At 69.0% G+C, this 18777-nt stretch carries 21 protein-coding genes; 10 read left to right on the top strand and 11 right to left on the bottom strand.

Annotated elements, in window-relative coordinates; translation table 11 throughout:
* The first annotated feature begins 249 nt into the window (after window positions 1-249).
* Both ACFYVL_RS42820 and ACFYVL_RS42815 read left to right on the top strand, forming a co-directional pair.
* On the top strand, window positions 250-1146 hold the full coding sequence (locus ACFYVL_RS42820; protein WP_389255265.1) for a peptidoglycan-binding protein: 897 nt from the start codon (window positions 250-252) through the stop codon (window positions 1144-1146).
* A 320-nt stretch (window positions 1147-1466) separates the two neighbouring features.
* Window positions 1467-2444 (top strand): phosphotransferase family protein, encoded by a 978-nt coding sequence (locus ACFYVL_RS42815; protein ID WP_389255263.1) that lies wholly within the window; start codon window positions 1467-1469, stop codon window positions 2442-2444.
* A gap of 511 nt (window positions 2445-2955) precedes the next feature.
* Here the strand turns inward: ACFYVL_RS42815 and ACFYVL_RS42810 are convergent.
* The 8 genes from ACFYVL_RS42810 to ACFYVL_RS42775 all read right to left on the bottom strand — a co-directional run bounded on the left by ACFYVL_RS42810 (window position 2956) and on the right by ACFYVL_RS42775 (window position 8094).
* Window positions 2956-3318: a VOC family protein gene (locus ACFYVL_RS42810; RefSeq protein WP_389255261.1), complete on the bottom strand. Its 363-nt coding sequence runs from the start codon at window positions 3316-3318 to the stop codon at window positions 2956-2958.
* 9 nt (window positions 3319-3327) lie between these two features.
* Window positions 3328-3513 carry a hypothetical protein gene (locus ACFYVL_RS42805; RefSeq protein WP_389255259.1) on the bottom strand — a complete coding sequence of 62 codons (186 nt, stop codon included), beginning with the start codon at window positions 3511-3513 and terminating at the stop codon, window positions 3328-3330.
* Window positions 3514-3837: 324 nt separating this feature from the next.
* Window positions 3838-4041, bottom strand: a complete 204-nt coding sequence (locus ACFYVL_RS42800) for a cold-shock protein (protein ID WP_389255257.1) — start codon at window positions 4039-4041, stop codon at window positions 3838-3840.
* A 289-nt stretch (window positions 4042-4330) separates the two neighbouring features.
* Window positions 4331-4585, bottom strand: a complete 255-nt coding sequence (locus tag ACFYVL_RS42795; RefSeq protein WP_389255255.1) for an EF-hand domain-containing protein — start codon at window positions 4583-4585, stop codon at window positions 4331-4333.
* Between the two features lie 316 nt (window positions 4586-4901).
* Entirely contained in the window at window positions 4902-5327 is a 426-nt protein-coding gene (locus tag ACFYVL_RS42790; protein WP_389255253.1) for a hypothetical protein, read from the bottom strand.
* Between the two features lie 535 nt (window positions 5328-5862).
* Window positions 5863-6369: a winged helix-turn-helix domain-containing protein gene (locus ACFYVL_RS42785; protein WP_389255251.1), complete on the bottom strand. Its 507-nt coding sequence runs from the start codon at window positions 6367-6369 to the stop codon at window positions 5863-5865.
* Window positions 6370-6762: 393 nt separating this feature from the next.
* Window positions 6763-7017 carry a hypothetical protein gene (locus ACFYVL_RS42780; protein ID WP_389255249.1) on the bottom strand — a complete coding sequence of 85 codons (255 nt, stop codon included), beginning with the start codon at window positions 7015-7017 and terminating at the stop codon, window positions 6763-6765.
* 624 nt (window positions 7018-7641) lie between these two features.
* Window positions 7642-8094 (bottom strand): peptidase inhibitor family I36 protein, encoded by a 453-nt coding sequence (locus ACFYVL_RS42775; RefSeq protein ID WP_389255247.1) that lies wholly within the window; start codon window positions 8092-8094, stop codon window positions 7642-7644.
* A gap of 166 nt (window positions 8095-8260) precedes the next feature.
* On the opposite strand from ACFYVL_RS42775, the gene ACFYVL_RS42770 reads away from it, so the two are divergent.
* The 5 genes from ACFYVL_RS42770 (at window position 8261) to ACFYVL_RS42750 (ending at window position 12156) form a co-directional block, all read left to right on the top strand.
* Window positions 8261-8434, top strand: a complete 174-nt coding sequence (locus ACFYVL_RS42770; RefSeq protein WP_389255245.1) for a hypothetical protein — start codon at window positions 8261-8263, stop codon at window positions 8432-8434.
* Window positions 8435-8815: 381 nt separating this feature from the next.
* Complete coding sequence (locus ACFYVL_RS42765; protein ID WP_389255243.1) at window positions 8816-9235, top strand: hypothetical protein; 420 nt, start codon at window positions 8816-8818, stop codon at window positions 9233-9235.
* Between the two features lie 214 nt (window positions 9236-9449).
* Entirely contained in the window at window positions 9450-9638 is a 189-nt protein-coding gene (locus ACFYVL_RS42760; RefSeq protein ID WP_389255241.1) for a sigma factor-like helix-turn-helix DNA-binding protein, read from the top strand.
* A 401-nt stretch (window positions 9639-10039) separates the two neighbouring features.
* Window positions 10040-10243 carry a DUF5708 family protein gene (locus ACFYVL_RS42755; RefSeq protein ID WP_389255239.1) on the top strand — a complete coding sequence of 68 codons (204 nt, stop codon included), beginning with the start codon at window positions 10040-10042 and terminating at the stop codon, window positions 10241-10243.
* A 1130-nt stretch (window positions 10244-11373) separates the two neighbouring features.
* Window positions 11374-12156 carry an IS5 family transposase gene (locus ACFYVL_RS42750; protein ID WP_389255237.1) on the top strand — a complete coding sequence of 261 codons (783 nt, stop codon included), beginning with the start codon at window positions 11374-11376 and terminating at the stop codon, window positions 12154-12156.
* Here ACFYVL_RS42750 and ACFYVL_RS42745 read toward each other — a convergent pair.
* Window positions 12122-12616 (bottom strand): hypothetical protein, encoded by a 495-nt coding sequence (locus ACFYVL_RS42745; RefSeq protein WP_389255235.1) that lies wholly within the window; start codon window positions 12614-12616, stop codon window positions 12122-12124. The two genes, ACFYVL_RS42750 and ACFYVL_RS42745, sit on opposite strands and share 35 nt — an antisense overlap.
* Before the next feature lie 329 nt (window positions 12617-12945).
* Complete coding sequence (locus ACFYVL_RS42740; protein WP_389255233.1) at window positions 12946-13860, bottom strand: hypothetical protein; 915 nt, start codon at window positions 13858-13860, stop codon at window positions 12946-12948.
* A gap of 394 nt (window positions 13861-14254) precedes the next feature.
* Here ACFYVL_RS42740 and ACFYVL_RS42735 point away from each other — a divergent pair, with 394 nt between their 5' ends.
* The 3 genes from ACFYVL_RS42735 to ACFYVL_RS42725 all read left to right on the top strand — a co-directional run bounded on the left by ACFYVL_RS42735 (window position 14255) and on the right by ACFYVL_RS42725 (window position 17097).
* Entirely contained in the window at window positions 14255-14614 is a 360-nt protein-coding gene (locus tag ACFYVL_RS42735; protein ID WP_389255231.1) for a hypothetical protein, read from the top strand.
* A 257-nt stretch (window positions 14615-14871) separates the two neighbouring features.
* Window positions 14872-15798 carry a hypothetical protein gene (locus ACFYVL_RS42730; RefSeq protein WP_389255229.1) on the top strand — a complete coding sequence of 309 codons (927 nt, stop codon included), beginning with the start codon at window positions 14872-14874 and terminating at the stop codon, window positions 15796-15798.
* Between the two features lie 861 nt (window positions 15799-16659).
* Complete coding sequence (locus ACFYVL_RS42725) at window positions 16660-17097, top strand: hypothetical protein (RefSeq protein WP_389255227.1); 438 nt, start codon at window positions 16660-16662, stop codon at window positions 17095-17097.
* A gap of 426 nt (window positions 17098-17523) precedes the next feature.
* Here ACFYVL_RS42725 and ACFYVL_RS42720 read toward each other — a convergent pair whose 3' ends face one another.
* On the bottom strand, window positions 17524-18234 hold the full coding sequence (locus ACFYVL_RS42720; protein ID WP_389255225.1) for a DinB family protein: 711 nt from the start codon (window positions 18232-18234) through the stop codon (window positions 17524-17526).
* Window positions 18235-18777: the final 543 nt, after the last annotated feature.

Genomic DNA, 18777 nt, shown 5'->3' with positions numbered 1-18777 from the left:
ACCGGGCGGCTCGCCTCAATCTGTGCCTGTCCCTGGGTAGTTGATGAGGTGGCACTGCCGACGGGGGCAAAGTGTGAGCTGCGCCACAATCCCAGGATGGTTGAGGAATCAACGTCTAGAGTGTCCGTTTTTATCGAATTTTGTTGGCAGTTGACGCCTACTTCGCCGCTGGGGCAGATTCTCCTCAGCACCCCCTCGTTCACCTGGCTGTCACGGCCCTCTCGACTTCTCCATGCCTGGAGCATCTGCATGCCCGACCTGACTGCCCCGCCCGCAGCAGTCACCACCGACACCCCTGCATCGGAGCGAACCCCCGCGCAGGACAACCGCGTCTTCGGCAAGGTGGCCCGTCACCGCGGCAACGGGTCCGCGGGCGCCCGGCCACAGGACATCGAACTGTTCGACGCCACCCTCGCCCTGCCGGAAGCGCCCTCCGCGGACGCACGCCCTGCGGCAGAAACTTCCCGGCGCGTACGCGTGCGCAGGGCCCGGCGCACCGGATCCGCGAGAGCGCACGAGCGTGAGCGGCGCACCGGCTTGGCGATGCCGCTCCTGATCACCGGCACCCTCGCCGCAGTGATCGGGCTGTCGGCCGGCCTCACCGCCGTACTGGACACCTCGCCCCGCGAGCGGAACCTGGCGATGCCCGACGTCCCTCCGCCCAGCACGTCGCCGGACACCGAACTGCCTGCCGTTCCCCAGGCCGCCGCCTCACCGCCCGCAGCGTCCGTCGCACCGGTCAGGCCGCCTGCGGCCGCCATCGCCCGACCGACGAAGTCGTCCGCCCAGCCCACCGCACGGCAACCCACCGCACCGCAGCCCGCCGTACGGCAGCCCACCGCATCGCAGCCCGCAGCGCCGCCGGCCCACAGTCCCCACCCGGCCGGCCCCGCACGCACGGACGCTCTCCAACTCGGCAGCACGGGGCCCGGTGTGGCAGACCTTCAGCGCCGTCTCCAGCAGCTTCAGCTGTATCTGGGGCCGGCCGACGGGACGTTCACCGCCCCGGTGGAAGTGGCCTTGAGCCGCTTCCAGATATCCCGGGCCATTCCGGAGCGGAGCGGCGTGTACGGCCCGCTGACCCGCGCGGCCCTGCACGCCGAGACCGGCCGGAACCTCCACACCGGGCGCCACGAGGGGCAATGAGCCTGGAGGTACGGCGCGAGAAGGACCGCGACATCACTCGCGCGTTCATCCCCGTACGTGACGTTCGACAAGGTGACGACCGGTGCGCCCAGTGCCATCGGGGCCACCACCTCCCGGGCGCCGGGCCACAGCGTGAAACCGGGCGGGCGGTGGTCGTGAGGAAGACCGCCGGGGAGAATCCCGAACTCCGCACGGACCCCGTCCACCGTGACCAAGGCGCTGCGCAGGTCCAGCGGAGCGGTATTGGCGACGAGGGTGCAGGCAGGGCGACGCTTCTCTACGGGATCAGCACCTCTACACGTCTGTGGGAAAGTGCTCGCATGATGCAAGAGCCCAGTGCGGATGTTCATCCGCTCGACCAACATCGTGACCCGTTGCGCGTAGACCTCGTCCGGGGCTTGGCCGCCCAGGTGGCAGCCCACTACGGCGGCGACCTCACGCGGATGCGACGCGCCAACGGGTACTCGAACGCGACGTGGGTCGGTGACGGCATCGCCGTGCGGATCGCGCACACGCCCGTCGACATGACTCGCGAGGCCGCGCTCGTGCGGGCTCTGCCACGAGAGGTCGGGCACCCGGAGATCCTCGGAGAGGGCACTGCTGAGGGCCACGGATGGATCGTGACCGCGGAGGTCCGCGCCCAGAACCTGCACGAGGCGTGGCCGACGCTGACACCTGCGGAGCAACGACAGGCGATCCGTCAGCTGTGGGCTCGAAGCCTGATCGTGCACGACGCGAGCCCGTCTCTCAGGACGCATGTCGCATCGCACGGGGGATTTGTACCGGCGACGTTCGGCGATGCCACGGCGGCGGCCAGACGCGCCGAAGCCGCACTGGGACTCTCCAGCGACCAGCAGTCGCGGCTCCACAAAGTCCTCGGGGACTACTTCCGGGCTGCACCGGTGGTCGAGCAGACCGTCAACCACGGCGACCTCGCCCTGATGAACGCCCTGTGGGACGGTGAGGTCGTCGCCCTGCTGGACTTCGAGTTCGCCGTGCTCGGTCCCATCGAGATCGACCTGTGCCGGCTGGTATGCGAAGCCCGCGTATCCGAGGAAGGCCACCACGTCGATTCGGAGGCAGGCGCCGCCGCTGTGGAGATCGCCGCTCGTCACATGGATCCGGTTCACGGTCGCGCGCTGATCCATGGCGCCGCGGTTCTCGACCAGCTCCGCGACCTCGACATCTTTCTCACCCTCGACTCGGCCGAGGAACGTCGGGAGGACTGGCGTCCGGGCCGCCTGCTCACCGACCTCCTCGACACCGAGGGCGGCTATCTCGCGCCCCTGCTCAGGTAACCGGCTTCTGCACGGCGCGAGGGCGAAGCCCAGCGCGATAGCCGTGCAGGGGTGAGGAGGGCGGAGGCTGTGCCGGTGCAGGTCCTCTTCGACCAGTCGCGGCCGGCCCTTTGCGGGATGCTGCGGGTCATGAGGGTGATGGACCAGGCCAGACCAGTAGCCAATCTCTACGCACATCAGGCAAGTTGAGCTCACGCAGTGGCAGCGTTCGCATCATCACGGGCCTCGGGGGAGTCAGCCAAGCCCCCCGGGGGCCCGGCATTACGAAGTCATCTGATCTCACTCCGAGGGCGGCGCCGAACAGCGACAGGAAGCCACAGGGTGCGCTCGTGCGTCGGGGGTGCGGCCGAGCAGGAGGCCGCCCAGGACAGTGCCGCTGAGCCGCGGACCAGGGCCTTCAGAAGGTGGTCGGCTTCGCCCCCCCCGGGGCGCTGTGTGCGGACGGCCACCGTCTACCTGGCCGGACTCCACACCGCCGGCATCTTTCTCTGGCCTGCCCGACCTTTGAACCTCAGGCGTGACTGTGGACGTTGATGACACTTCCGTCGGGTGCCTGAACAAGGAAGCGTCGGATTCCCCATGGTTCCGTGGTCAAGGGATAGACCACCCGGTACCCCTGGCCCTCGGCTGCGGCGTACGCGGCGTCAACATCCGCGACTTCGACCGCCAGTGTCGAACGGGCGGTCTGCGGGTCCCATGAGTCTGCGACAGTTGAGACCACGGTCATCTGCGCCGTCGGGTTACCGGGCGAGGCCAACATCAAGAAGCCGGGCTCGTCCATGCGCACGTCCATGCCGAGAAAATCACTGTAGAAGCTTCGGCTCTCTTCGATGTCCTGCGAGACGACGTTGGGCACGATGCGACGGATCGTCATCCTCGCACTCTAGCGATGGACCGCGCCCACAGCATGATCCAAGTGCGCATTGCGGTGTGTGGACGAGGGGTCGCCGGTGTGGCCTTCCGGCCAGTGGTTGACCCAGTTGCACAGGGCGCAGGCGTACCGGCCGTTGATGCCGTCATCGTCGGCGTGGCAGCACGGGCAGGTCGAGCGGGTGATCTCCAGCAGCACGGGCCCAGACGGCTCCATGCCTTTCCGTCTTCCCGGGTACGGGCGGGCATCACCACGCCCGGCCCCGAAACCGCGTCTCTCCGCAAGCTTCCTTCGGGGGCGGTAGCGCACAGTTGCTGCCCCCGGGGTGTGTGTGGTGGGCCCCGGCAGCGGAGCAGTGCGGCGGGCCCTGTTGCGGCACACCGGCATCCATGGCACAGGTGATCACCTGGTGCGGGGGACCCACGCCCATCCGGAACCGGCCGGGGCCCGGCCCGGATCCGGCAGGCAACGGCCCGCCGTGCCCGCCCGTGTCGGGTGGGGGCGAGCACGTATCTCCGGGGGTCAGGCGGGGGTGATGTTCTCCGCCTGCGGGCCCTTCTGGCCCTGGGTGATGTCGAAGGTGACGGCCTGGCCTTCCTGGAGCTCGCGGAAGCCGGAGGCGTTGATGTGGGAGTAGTGGGCGAAGACATCAGGGCCTCCGTCGTCCTGCTGGATGAAGCCGAAGCCCTTTTCCGAGTTGAACCACTTCACGGTGCCCGTTGCCATGCGCTGTGCCTTTCACGTACTGCCCGGCCCGCATGGTGCGGAACCTGGCCGTCATCGCGCGGCCCGGCAGGGGTGTGAACTGGCCCCACCCCTGCAAGGCCGTGCCACCACAGCACCTCGTCATGCTCGGACACCCGGTGCACCGGAACCTGCAGATGCCCAGTTTTTCGGTTTTCCACCCCTTTCCAGCCCTGCTCCGGGTGAACTGGAACGGACCTGGCAGACCAACGACCGCCGTTGAGCGGGCCGCCAACCAGTTCGGCGTACGGGCGGGCTGGCTTCCCGGTGGTCAGCTCCAACCGAACCGGCGATCCGCCACTGCGGTGAACTCCTCGAAGGTGAGTGCCGCGTCGCCGTTCTGGTCGGCGGCGTCGAACAGGGCGGAGGAAGCATCGGCGTCCTGCACTCCCCAGGAGGGGATGATGCCCGCGGCAGCCAGCGACGGTCCCCTCCTCCGCAGGGCAACGATCACCTCTTCACGGGTCAGCAGCCCATTGCCGTCCAGGTCAAGGGCGTCGAAGAGTCTGCGGGCCTTGTCACTCATCACATGTCCCCGTTGGTATGCGGCAGTCGGGAAAGCCATCCCGCTCATGCGAAAGGACGCATGCCGAGCGGCCAGGGTTGTCCCCCGACCTCACAGCTCCGCCTTGGGTGCCAAGGCGGAGGACGAATTCGAGACCGCGCTCGTCGTGCCGAGCCCTGTCGAAACGACTCCCACTCGGACCTCCGTAGCCACCCCGCCGTAGGCACCTGACAGAGCCCCTGAGGGCGGGCAGGCAGGCCGGGTGGTCCCGGGGGCCACATCAGCACGAAGGAGTGAAGCGGCCCGCCGCCCCGGTGATGCCCGGCGAGGGCGCCGGTCACAGGAGTTCGCCGACACCCCAGGCAGCGCTCATGTCATTGAGCCACCGGTCCGGGAGCTCCCCGTTATACCGAGCCGCCAGCACGTACCGGGAGCGCACCGCCACCAGGCGCTCCAGGACGATCAGGGACACCGGGTGCGCGAGCAGCTCGCGCCGCCCGTGCTGCGCTGTTGCCGACTGCGGCCCGTACTCCGCGAACAGCTCATCCAGCCGCTCCCGGTAATCCTGCCCGTACTCCTCCAGCACCCCCGGGTATCCCGCATGCTCCGCAGGCGGGATCGCCGACCACGCGACCGGCAGAACCTCCTCGCCCATGCCGTCGCCGAACCGTGCGTGCACCGCGAACAACGCGTACGAACGCACCGCGACCGCCAGGACGGCGTCGGCGTCGCCCTGCCGCACGTCCTCGGCCGCCCGGCCCACCGGACCGCTGTTGTACGCGTCCGGACTCCTCGTGCGTCGGTCACTGGCAAGGCCCTTCCTGGCCGCGAACGCCCGCCGCGTTCTTCGGGGACACAGGGCCGTCGTACCAGTCCCAGGCCCACCCGGTGTGCCGGGTCTGGGAGACACGGAACCCGCATGTGTAGCAGCGCGGCGGGCTGATCCGCTGCGGCACGAACCGGTGCGCAGGAGCCAGCCAGTCTGCCTCGGCCTGCGCATGGTCACTCCGGTGCCACCTGCACCCCCGAAGCCACACAGCCGGTACCCGCCGCGCCCCGGCCCCTCCCGAAACCAGTGCGCCGTGATCAGCACCCGCCCGCTCACCTCGTCCTCCTGGTTGTGCCCGCCGACCACCGCATCCCTATTGCATTCAGTTGCGCCCGGCATTGCGGGCTGAGCTTGTCCTCCCGCTTCCGGACGTTGTCGAGCCACGGCCCCAAGTGGACTGTCACACCGTCCTCGGGCGTTGCTCTGGTGAGCAGGGCGTCGGGAGGAGGGTCTGCGGGCGGGGGTGTGTTCAGGCGTCGATGTAGCGGTAGCCGACTCCGCGTACTGTCTCGATGGCTGTGCGGTGGGGGGAGCCGAGTTTGCGGCGTAGGCGTGCGATGTGGACGTCGACGGTGCGGTGGTCTGCGGCGGCGGTCCGTGTGTCCCAGAGGGCGGAGTACAGCATCTCGCGGGTGTGGACCTGGAGGGGGTGGGCGGCGAGGTGGGCGAGCAGGTCGAATTCGAGCCGGGTGAACTGCAGGGGGCGTCCCGCTACGGCCACGGTGCGGGTGGCGGTGTTCACCTGGATCCGCGCTGTGGTGGTGGTGTTTTCGGGGGTCTGCCTGTGGGCGGGCAGGACTACGAGGTAGCCCGCGAGGGGCGGTTGGTCCTGCGGGGTGCCGAGCGCGGACTGCGGTATTGCGAACCAGGTGGCTTTGGCCAGCTCGGCCCAGGTTGCGGGCGGCCCTTGCGTTTGGTGCAGGTCGGGAAGTTCCTCGTCGGACCGGCCCGGTGTGTGGGTCGGGGTGGTGTTCACGGGGAAACTGCATCCTCTCTCGGGGCAGCGGGCGTCCGCGTCGGTGCCGCTCTGCGGCTGCGGGTGGCCGGGCATGTCCGTCCTGCGCCCGCCCGACACTACCGGTGATGGCCCGGAATCGGAAAGTAACTTCCGGAAGGCGGGATTCTATGGCCTGATCCGGTCGGGTGCTGTCCCGCAGGTATCGGTGTCACCGTGCCGTAAGCGCGCGGCAAAGCCGGGGCTCTTCTGCCGCGAGGCCGTGCGGCTCGGTGCTGGACGCCATCTGGACACGCTGCCCGGGGCCCTTCCCTGCTGCCCGCAGGAGCGCCGGGTGCGGGGCCGGAGGACGGAGCCGGCGGCCGGGACCCGGGAAGGGAGGGGAGGGGGCCGTGCCGGGTATCGGTCCTGGTTTCAGTGTCTGCCGGGTGTCGCGGGGCGTACGCGGACGGGGAGTGTGCGGGAGGTGTTGTTGACGGTGACGGTCAGGGTGATGTTTCCGGGGTGCAGTGCGGTGACCTGTCCGGTGGCGGGGTCGAAGGAGGCGGTGTGGCGGGGGGAGGCGTGGCGGAGGGGGCCGATGTGCAGGTTGGGGGAGCCGGTCCAGTCGGCGCTGACGGGGAAGGCGACAGGGAGGTGCCGGGTGCCCTGGACCAGGGTGGCGCGCACGGGGACGGGGCGGCCGGGGGCGGGCCGGCCGGAGAGCTGCAGGGACAGGGCGTCGACGGTGGGGATTGTCTGGACGGTGGCCCAGTGGGGGCTTCTGGCTGCGGGCTGTTGGCGGGTGGCTTCCTGGTCTTCGCTGGTGGGGCGGTCGGCTCCGACGAGTGACCATTCGGTGAATCCGCCCCGGTGCGCGGGGCGGCGGCGGGGTGGGCAGCGTTCGGGGTGGTGAGGTAGGGCACGCCCTCGACGCGGTAGGCGTGGGGGGTGCCGGTGTGGGCGCCGAGGAAGAGGGTGCCCTTTCCCGAGCGGCGGCGGAAATCCGCGAGCCACTGCTCGACGACGGCCGCTTCCCGGCGGTCGGCCAGGGCGCTGGTGTGGGCCGCGTGGACGTCCCCGCACTACACCGGCCCCGGCGTGGTGTGCGGTGTGGGCGGGCATGAACTGCCCCAGCCCCTGGGCCCGTCCGCTTGCGGTGCTGCCGGTGTCGTCGACCGTGAGTGCGACATGCCCAGGTGCCCCCAGGGGGTGACGATCCGCCCGCCGGGACGGGTCCGGGCCATGCACCGTGGGGCCTGCGGCGGGCTGTTTGCCCGCCGCTCACCATCGCGGTCTTTGCGGTCGATGGGGTCAGCAGCTGCTCACCCACGAGTGGGACAGCAGGAAGACGCCTGCGTCGGGGCCGGTGTTGCCCTTGAACCCCTTGGCCGCGCAGGCGTAGTAGTTCGTGTAGTTCTCCCCGAAGTAGAACCTGACGTCTGCGGGCCCCCCTGCGGTCGTGCCCCGGTTCCAGATCGACTTGACCTTCCGCCCGTGCTCGGGGGCGGGCTCCCAGGTCTGGGTCCACTTGCAGATCCACCGGTGCGAACCCGATCCGGTACTGGTCCTCCAATTCGCGTCGTTGCCGTCCCAGGTGCACACTTCCCCGGTGCCGTCGGGGCCGTTGTAGACGCAGATGTCACCCTCGGCGCAGTTCCGCCAGGGGATCCACTTGTCGGCCGACGCGGTCGGCACCATCAGTCCGAAGAGTGCGATGCACACGGCGGTCGCTGCGATGAGAGCACGGCGTATGGCAACTGGCATGGAATCCCCCTGGTAGTTCCGAGCCTCTGCACCGACGGGCTGCCCGTTCGGTGGTACGTGCCGACAGTGTGGAGGGCCCGGGAACCGGAGCGCGTGGGGTTTTGGCTCCAGCCAAAACGTCGGGCAGACCCGCCCGGGGTACGCCGAGCAGTCCCATGTCACCGACGTGTCTGCCGGTTTCGCGCACATCGTGGCGCTGCTCGGCACCAGCCAGAACATCGAGGGGAAAGTCACCTCCTTCGACCCGACGGCCGTCCCGACCGAGACCAGGGGCCAGACCATCGCGGCAGGCGGCGAACACTCCCTTGCCCTGCTGGGGAACTTGCCGTCCACGCCGTGACCGTTTAGCGGCGTCATCCTCCAGGAAGGCTGTGTGTTCTGCGGGCCCGGCAGAACACACAGCCAAGGCCAGCAGCTGGTGCGCTCTCGGGAGCTCGCGCCCAGTTCAAGCAAGTACACACCCTGAACGACTCTGCAAACCGTCACCGAGCGTCACTGATTAGGGGCTTGAGTACAGCTACTGACCCGCCGCTGCCCCTTGACTGCTTACCGGCGGGGGAGCCCTTGGGCCTGTGTATCGAGAGGTGGGTCAGCGTGCGAGAGTGACCTTGACGGGGACGTTGGAGCAGGTGACGACGGTCTGGGCGAGGGCGTTGGCCTCGGCAGGGTCTGTGCGACATCCTCCTGGTGTGTCTGATCAGGCCCTCGGTACGCTGAGGGCGTGACGATCAAGAGGACAGGCAGACAGTGGCTTGCCGCCGTGCTGGCCGTCTCTGCGGTGCTTACCGCCGGGTGTGCCCGCACCGTCGATACCGCCGCTCTTCCCGGTGCGTACCGCAATGAGAAGAGCGGCGGGCAGATCCGTCTCGCGCGCGACGGAACGTTCACAGCAACGCACCTGTCGATCAGCTCCGGCTCGGACCCTGCCGATTTCCATGGCCGATGGGAGTTCGTCGACAGCGGCGTGGCCGGCGACTTCGTCTACCTCACCATCGAGGACGACGGCCTCGGTAATCTGGCCGGCGTCCAGCTGTACACGAGCGGCGACCGAACGCTGGAGTTCCGCACTCCGGACGATCCGTGGTCCCTGAAGCTCACCAAGGTGCCGGTGTCGAAGAAGCTCCAGCCTGCACGGCCATAGCTTGTTCCTTTCGCTCGGGCCCGGCTGAGCGGCCAGTCTTCGGAGTGATCACAGAGCAAGAGGACGACCTGCCCAAACTCCGCTACCAGGCAACGGAGTTCACCAGCATCCCGAGGGATGAGTCTGCTGTTGTTGGGCAACGGACGGGACACGCTCGCGGAGCGCGCGGGAAAGGTCCGGCGTCGCCGTTTTCAGCGGCGGCAGGGGGCCTTCTTTGCCAGGCGGTGAGGGCCGCGTCCCGTACCTGCGCTATTTTGACGACATGACGCAGGCCGACATCGCCCGCAAGGTCGGCCTGTCCCAGATGCACGTCTCGCGCATCCGCACCCGCACCCGCACCCGCATCTGCCTCCGCCAACAGGCCCTGCCCACCGGCGGACGCCAACCCGCCCACGCGGCGTGAACCCGCCCGCCGGGAGAACAGATGCCCGGAGCGAACGAGGGCCGGGTTTGGTTTTCCGGGAGCGGGGCCGCTGCTGATCAGCTGCAGAGCGCGGGCACCCTGCCTGCGTTCCGGGCCCCTGACGCCGGTCACGTGACTGCTTCGTGCCCGAGTCGCCCCTTGTGGGCAGGGGTGCCGATCAGCACTTCCCGAACAACGGGGGGAGTGAGAAACCTCAGAGTCGGACTGCACCGGTCGCTGGATACGTGGATGGCAGGCTGTCCGGTTCACGGTCCCCCGAACGATGTACCCGCGGTTCGTTCTGCAGGGCGAGGATCCGGGCAGGGCTCGTTCCTATGCTGATCAGGAACTGAAAAGTATGCGCGGTTATGGCGCACGTGCCTGAAGAGGAGTGGCCGTACATGAAGCAGGGATCGAAAAGCATGCTGGAAGGTGTTCTCACCTTCGTCATCGGTTTGGCCCTGTTCTTGTTCACGGATGGGGTGGAAACGCCCGTCGTCACACTGACGAAAGTTGGCGTGGTTCTGATGTGTGTGGGTGGCGTGCTCGTTGCGATGGGTTTGTTCCAGGCGATGCGCAACTCGCGCTCCGTGCAAGGTGGTTGAGGGTTGTCCAGAAACAGTCATTCAGGGACGAGATGTTGTAGTTGCCAACTGGCCTCGGGTCCGGCGCCCCACCGACCGTCGAAGGGCTGGCCGTCGCACCCACGCCGTCACGGATGCGGGGGCGTAAGGCGATTACATGGCCCGCCGCTGGCTCGCGGAGAGCAGCATGTGCCGCGATCCGGCCCGACCAGGCACTCTCACTTCGCTCGTGACACGCCTCGTCGTGGCCGAAGATGCCCCTGTGGGTGAGTCAGTTCCTGAAGCCGGACAGGGCCGCAGCACCGGACGCGCACAGCCAACGAAAGCGGCCGGCACTCAACCGCCTGAGCGGGTAGCACAGGGCACCGGCCTCACCAGAACACCACCCCGCGAAAGGGCGCCGCACTGGCCCCAGCTTCCCATAGAGCCCCGGCAGTACCGAGACTGACTCGACGCCGGGATGCTGGCCAGCCAGCGCAGCGCACCGCGCGGTCCATTTTTAAAGTAGGTCACGAAGCCAAGTCAGCGAGGTGAGGTTCCTCTGCTCCCGCCGTCGGTCACGCGAGGGCCCGCCCTGGCGGCAGTGTCGGGGCCGGTGAAAGCCCCACCCTCCGGGGAACAGGGCCGCCGTGCCCGTTCCAGGCCCACCCAATGTGCCGACTCCGGGAGACCGAGCAACTCCAGGCATTCGGCACCCGGGACCAGGACGACCGCACCCTCGACTTCCTCACCAGGGGGGGGCGAGCCAGGGGCGTGCCGTTCGGAGGGTCGTTGGCGCCGGGGCGGGGCGTACTCGGTGACCGCCTCGGCGTCCTGCCCGGAGGCAAGGTCGGCGCACACCAACTCCAGAGCCGCCCGCAGGCTGGTCAGGGCCGTGCTCAGTAGCCGTTGTTCTATCGATCATCGTGGGCGTGAGTTCGAGTGTGGTTGCCCGGCCGGGTGATCTTCCGGTGGTCTGGGCATGAAGGCAGGGCCTCCCGAACAGCTCGTGGGTGTCGAATCCATCCGAGCGTCAGGAGACCCTGGTGCTGCAGTCTTTCGTGCTGTCCACCGCGTCGTCCAACTCGTCTTCCCGGTCGTGTGACTGCCTCGCCCACATGTACGGGAATGCGGGCGATCGTCCGGGCCGGGAGCCGCAGTATCCGTCGGACATGACGGATGCGGAGTGGGCCGAGGTCCGTGCCGCGCTGCCGGTCCCGGGCTGGCTGGAGGGTCGGGGCGGTCAGCCGGAAGGCTATTGCCACCGGCAGATGGTCGACGCGGTCCGCTACCTGGTCGCGGGCGGTATCACCTGGCGGTCGATGCCCGCGGACTTCCCCGCGTGGGACCGTGTCTACGCCTTCTTCCGACGCTGGCGCGACAAAAGCTGGACGGTTGAGTTCCACGACCGGCTGCGTGACCGGACCCGTCGAGCGGCCGGCCGCGACCGGGAGCCGACGGCGGGCATCATCGACGCCCAGTCAGTGAAAGGCGCCGCCTCCGTACCGGCCACGACCAGGGGCTTCGACGGCGGCAAGAAGGTCAACGGCCGCAAACGCCACATCGTGGTGGACACCCTCGGTCTTCTCCTGGCAGCCATGGTCACGGCGGCGTCCGTCACCGACCGGGAAGCCGGGCAGGCACTGCTGGCCCGGCTGCACGAGCGGCACTGGTGCATCACGCGCATCTGGGCGGACGGCGGCTACACCGGCCAGCTCGCCGACTTCGTCCGCAACGTGCTGCGGATCGTACTGACGGTCGTCAAACGCAGCAATAGCACCAGCGGCTTCGTCGTCCTGCCGAAAAGATGGCTGGTGGAGCGGACGTTCGCGTGGCTGATGCGCTCACGCCGTCTGGCCCGCGACTACGAAGCCCGCACCGACACCGCCGAGGCGATGATCCTGTGGTCGATGAGCATGGTCATGAGCCGCCGCCTCGCCCGGCAACGACACTGAACACTCCGGGTCGCTCCTCCATCAGCCAGCCGCGGGCGGCAAGGCGCTTGACCTTCGACCGCACGGCCTCCACCTTCGCCGGCACAGGCTCCAACCCGACTGCCACCGCGAGTTTTCGACAGTCCATCGCCACGGGATCCGCCCCACCCTCACCCATCAGAGCGTTCATGAGCTGCTGGTAATCCGGTGCCAGCACCGACGCGATGAGGCCTTCGCGCCACACCGGCACCACCGAACCCGGCACCGCACCCACAACCCGCGCCGACGGCTCGCCAGCCACAACGTCCGGTGGCGCCTCCTCACCTCCGCGAGGCCCCGCCAGGACCTCGGCCACCGCCTCACGGGCGATCACGAACCGCTGCCACACCGCCTCGGCCTCCCGCAACTCGGCCTGAAGGACATCCACCCGCTGCCGAGCGGCACGTTCACGCTCCTCCAGCAACCCCATCACCGACGGCATCAGGCACCTCCACCGAAGAGACGAAACGACACTTCGTCCTTGCCACCGGAAGCCCCACCCCATTCCTGACCAGCAAAAACGCATTCATCGCGCTCGGAAAGACAACGGCTTCTCAGATGCCGAGGGCACCGGGCCCTGGCCGGGTCCGGGTGCTGCCGCCTCGGCGCGTACGCCTTGCTCAGAGGGTGGGCGAGCACCTTGAGGTGGCCCGCGGCCTCGTAGAGTGCCTCGCCGGAACCCAGGGTGTGCAGCGGGCTCCGGCCGAAGCCGTCGGCGTCCTTGGAGAAACGCTGGTGGACACCCAGGACCTCGACCGGCCCAGGAGTGCGTCAACGCGTCACGGTGAACTGTGCGGTCTGACCGTGCATGCCGTTCGGTTTGCCGTCCGCCGCCGGTATGAAGTCGACCAGCGTGTAGGTCCCCGGGGTCAGGCCGACCAGGGACAGTTCATCGCCGCCGTTCTCCTGGGCGACGGTGGTGACGTCCTTGGGGGAGAGCTTGCCGTTGAAGAGGTCCGCCCCCGTCGCCCCCTCGGGCAGGCGCAACAGGATGGCCTCGTGCCGTTCCTTGCCGATGTTGGTCAGGCGCAGTACGGCAGAGCCGTGCGGGGCGCGTACCGTGGTGCGGTCCAAGCGGAAGAAGTACTCGCCCATCTCCACCCGTACCTCCTGCGCTTCTGGTGCCACGGGCGAGTCGAGCGCCTCCAAACCGTTGACCTTGAGAAAGCCGTCCCGCCGGTCCTTCCACCAGTTCATCTTGACGTGTGCCAACTGGTGTCCGTACGCGAGGTAGCGGAGGTCCGTGGTGAAGCTGCCGTCCGCGTACGCGCGGATCTCGCCGATGCGCAGGTGCTCGATGCGGAGCCCGCCCAGAACATCAGGGACTGTCTGGTAGCTGTCCTGGCCCATGAAGTCCTTGACGAAGTGCGCGCTGAGCAGCGGGGCTGCGCGCAGGTGGTCACCGGCGTTCATGCAGCCGGCGAAGTTGCGTACGGCGGAGGCGACGCGCTGGTATGTGGCGCGGTCGGAGACCGGCCGGGAGGTACCCGACGGGGCCTTGACGCTGTCTGGGTCCACGACGAGCGGCTCGCCTACGGGAGGCAGCTGCGGTGCGCGGCAGCGCTCGGTCGTGACGGAACGGGGCGACGCGGAGTTCTGGGCGGTGTGGGCGAGGGTTGCCGGTGCGCCCGCCGCCAGGACGATGAGGGCGGCGAGTGCAGTGGCGGCCGATGCGGTCCTGCGCATGATGAGTCCTTTCAATTCACCTGCTGTGATGGTGAGTTGAGCGTCTCAGTAGTCGGGTGGCCGTCCTATCCGGCATGTCCCGGAGCGCCCCTGGAGACGGCGTCGTCCCGTGGAGGGAGATGGCGGAGGGCTTGCGTATGACTAAAGGAGGGAGGTGGCGGGGGCTGGGTACGGCCGAAGGAAGGGGTCGGGGCGTACCTCACGCCCCCGGCCCCCGCTCCTGACGGGAAGGCGGCTGCCGTCTTGTGCGGGACGCAGCACCGCTCTGGCTCGTCTTGCCGCCCGGGTCCAGGTCCCCAGCGCCGCGACGGCCGTCGAGCTGTCGAGCTGTCGAGCTGTCGAGCTGTCGAGCTGTCGAGCTGTCCGCGTACGAGTACCCCGGCTTCGAGGAAACATGAGCGAGGCCCTGGCAGCAGAGGCCGCGTCGTACGGGGTGAAGGTCACGATCGCCGAGCCGACGCAGTGCCGCATGGCCATGGGCACCACGCCGCCCACGCGCTCCGCCCCGAACCCGGCCTACGACACTCTGCGCGCGGCGTTCGCGAGCGCCGCCGCTCAGGCGGCAGTCCCCGACCCGCCGCCCGAGGCTGCCGCCCCCGCGCTGCTCAAGCCGGTGGACGCCGAACACCCGCCACTGCGCGTGGTCTTCAGGTCCCAGGTGCTGCCGGTGATCCGTCATGTGTACGCCGAGCGACTCGCCACCCGGGCCGACTGGGAGCGCCTGTCGCAGGAAGCCGAGGGCGTACCTGCCTGACCCGGACGCCTGGTGGAAGCACGTTGAAGGCCGGGACGGCTGGTGTCCTGGGCGGGGATGCCGGGGGCCGGCACAGCGGCGGCGGGGAGAGTGCGCGCGGTTCTGGGGGAAAAGGGGGCGGGGGAGTGGGAGCGGGGGTACGGGTGTTCCCCTTCCCTGATTGGCATGGAGACGCCGGTGCGGTGCCATATCCCAGGGAGCCGGGCCGCGTTCGCTCGGCCCGCATCCCTCCCCGCCGTGCTCATAAGGAGCCTTCCATGCGCATCTTCGGTACCTGGCCACGTTCGGCCACGGGGGAGGCTCGCAGCGCCGCGGCGGGCCGCCCGGTCTCCCGGCTGCTGGCCGCCCTGGTCGCGGCCGTGACGGCGGCCGTGGCGCTGGTGCTCGCCGGGCCCACCACCGCCTCGGCCTACGACTATCCGGAGCTCTCCGCGCAGTTGTCGGCGGCCACCGTCGCGCCCGGCGACACCGTCACGATCAAAGTGACCGGCACGTCCGGCGAGAGATTCACCGGCACTTACGTCGGTATCTACGGCGGCGTCGGCATGAACCTGGCGGCCATCACCTCCGTCGTCTCCTGCGCCCCCAGCTGCTCGGAGATGGAAATCGGCTACTACCTCCCCGTGGGCGACCTCGACAAGGGGGACCCCATCGATGTCTCCCTCACGCTGAGGATCGACGCGGACGTGCCGCCGCAGACCTTCCCCGTCCGCCGCCAGTTCTTCACCGACCACCAGGGCAACGGGCCCACCTCGTACCCGCCCCACGGCCCGATGCTGACCATCACCGCACGGCCCGCCGACCTCGAGGTGGGCCTGGCGGCCCGGCCCAGGCTCGGCGTCCTGGTGCCGCACGTGGCCTACACGCTGAGCGCGACCAACAACGGCCCCGGCCCGGTCAGTTCGGCCACCCTGAAAGCCACGCTCCCGACCGGGGCGACCGCAACCGAACTGCCGCCCGGCTGCACCCTCACCGCCGGAACCCTCACCTGCACCTACGGCGCCATCCCCGCCGGGGCCACCGTCACCAAGGACTTCCGGGTTCCGCTCACGTTCCTGCGCCTCGGCCCGAGCACCGTCACCGCCGGCCGCACCGCCGGCACCCCCGAGGACCCGGACACCTCCAACGACACCGCCGCCGTCACCTGCATCACCGTCTCCATCGCGCTGATCCTCTGCCCCTGAACACAGCGGATCCCGGCCCTACGCCTGCCCGCGGGGCCGGGATCCGGTGCGGCCGGGCCGGCCGGGCCCCATGGGGAGGCTCAGCCGGCCCGGCCGGTATCCGGGGCGCCGTGGGCGCCAAGTGCCCGCCTTCCCGTTCCCGGGTGGGCGGGCGGGGGGTCACCAGCCGCAGGTGCTGTCCTTGGCAACCGCCCCGAAGTGCCGCTTGATGCCGCAGGCGTATTCCTTGGCCATCGCCACGAGGATGAAGTCCGGCGCGAAGGTTTGCCCGTTCACTGGGCGGACCGGAGGCGATCCAGAACGATCAGGCGCACCGGGCGTGCGAGCCGCCCGTGCTTCACGGCTGCCGACTGCCGCCCCGGGTGTGCCCGCACGCTCCTCAGGTCAGGCAGTCCCCCCCCGACCACACGACCGGCAGGTCCCCCTCGCTCCGGCCGTCGTCGAACCGCACATGCACCGCGAACACCGCGACCGCCCATGCCCCCGTACATCCTCGACCCCTTGGCCCACCGAAGCACTGCACTCCAGGGCTCTGCCCAGGTTGAGCGGCGCCGTCTGAGGTCCGCTCCGCCGCGGTGGAAGCGGTATGCCCACGTGGCCAATGCACTGATCGCCGTAAGTGATCGTTGGCATAGGGAGAACGTCCTTGATCGCATGCCAGGTCTTCGACCAGGTTGGGGACGGCCGTGGGCGCCCCGGCGGCACGGCTTGCGCACGGCCGGGGCACGGCGTCAACACCCCCTCGGGCTAGGCCAGGTTCGCGTCTTTGCGCGACCGGTATGTGCCGCCCGCAGTCAGCCTCATGCCGTCCGTCTTCAACCGGCCCTTGTTCAGGCCTCATTTCCTATCAGGAGCAAACGCATGAGAGCTCGTGGAGCCACTGTCCTCACCGCCGCAGCTGCGGCGTTCTTCTTCACCGCCGCTCCGGCGACCGCAGCAAGCGCTCAAGGAATCGAGTTCGAACGCGCCACGTCACCCACCACGTCCGCCCTTGGTCCCTTCCTCTGCCACTCCACCGCCTATGCCGAGGGGTGCTTCAACTCGAACGGCGACTGGTTCTCCGTCAAGGACAAGAAGAAGGACGGGAAGTCCGCCGTCATCAAATGGGTCCTTCGCCACCTGGACGGCACCGAGGCAGGGCGTGAGGGCAGCTTCTGGATGACCGAAGGCGCCGGCTACACCCGGTACAAGAACAAGAACTTCCCCGAGCGCCACAGCCTCGATTACGAGGTCTGCCGGGGGAGTACCACAACCGGATCATCGACTACAACAGCTGCACCTTCGGCCACTCGGCGCTGACCTGACCAACAGGCCCAAGAAGGAGCACACGGGGCGGAAGCGGCCTCCCGCCACGTGAGCCCCCCCAAACGCCGCATCCGCGAAGCGCACCACAGTCCCCGGCAGAGCAAGCCCGGTTGAACTGCACTGCTTCGTGTGCCCGGTGCCGGTACCCGCAGCAACCGGCACCGGGCACCGCACGTGGAGTTCCTGGCCATCCGCACCCCGGCAGCGCAAGAACCAAGGGCGGCCACGGGCTCGGCGGGCCAGCAGGCACGCGGTGCGGTCCAGTCCCGGCGCCGGGGAGCGTGGAGCAGGTCCCAGCGCTGAACGTCGCGGTAGTACGTCATCAGGTGCGCGACGTACGCCCCTCCGCCCCGGCCCCGCCGCACCCGTCGAGGCGATACTCGCACTGGCCTGCGGCTCGTTGGCCGGCAATGGTGGAGCTCAGTTCTGCTGCGAATTGAGGTCACGGACGCAGAACCCGTGGTGTGCCCAGTTTTCGTTCAGCACCACTCGCAGGCACTCGACCACCGGCTTCCCCTCGGCATACGGCGGCCAGCCCGGTCCCGCAGGCACCGGGGCGGCTGCGGACAACTCGCCGACGGTTACGGTCGCCAGCCATCGCTCCAGCTCGGCGGACTGTTCCTCTCGCACGGCCAGTACTTCGTCGAGGCCCGGGGCCGCCGCTCGATCGAGACCCTGTTCCTCCTGATCCGGCACGAAGCCGGACGCCAACCCGATTCCGGTGAAGGGCTGGGTCGATCCCAGGCAGCAGCGGCGAAACCAAGAGTCGTGCACGAACACCAGGTGGCGCAGGGTCTCTACTGCCGACCACTCGCCGGCGGAGCGCCGGTGCTCGGAGCCCGCGGGCATCGCTCGGAGCCGCTCTACCGTGCCGGCCCAGGCGTCCTGTAGCTGTCGATGGGCTTTCCGTAGATCGGCCGGTTCCTCTGAACGCATCAGAATCCGAACCGGATACCGCCGGTCGAGCTCTGCCTCGACATAGGACATCACCTCCACGCCGTTGACCACCAGGTTGCCGACCAGCCCGTCGATCACGGCGTCCTGCATCACCACGCCGATCAGCCGGGCGCGGGTCAGGTCACACTCGCGAAATTCAGCATCGGTCATATCTTGATCTTCAAAACTCACCATGTCGGCATTGTGCTCCGGTGGGCGGCCAGCAGGAGGGGCCATGCCTAGGGCGTCTGAAAAATCGACTGATGATGTGTCCGCGCCGTGCCGAGCGGGCCGAGGCGTCGTAGTCGGCTCGGCGAGCATGAGGTGCAGGGCGAGCTCGGGCACGGCCCACCCGATCACGAAGAGGCCTCTCGCCACCAACAGCACCTCCGCCGCTGCCTCCCTCTCCCGTCCCGTGCGGAACGTCGCGCATCTCCTGCCACCGGAAGGGACGGTGCGTGAAGGCGGCGCGGTCCTTGCGTACGGTCCTTCCCGGGGCTGAGCCGACGAGGCGCCGTTCTGTTTTCCCCGGCCCCCGGGGCGGGGAAGACGGGTTTGCGGCGGATCCGTCCACGCTCTCGGCCGCCGCGACCACGGGACGGCGACTGCGTACGGGCGGGGATACAGAACTGCGCACGGTCAGGGGTGCGGAACCGGGGTGGGGGCGGGGCGCGTCCTTTCCGGGACCGTGGATAGGACGCCCGTTGTGCACCAACGCTCCCCGGCCACCGGTCCGGC

The sequence above is a fragment of the Streptomyces sp. NPDC004111 genome, from assembly GCF_042874215.1.
GTDB lineage: Bacteria > Actinomycetota > Actinomycetes > Streptomycetales > Streptomycetaceae > Streptomyces.
The sequence above is the reverse complement of the archived record's forward strand: the minus strand, read 5'-3'. Positions and strand labels throughout refer to the sequence as shown.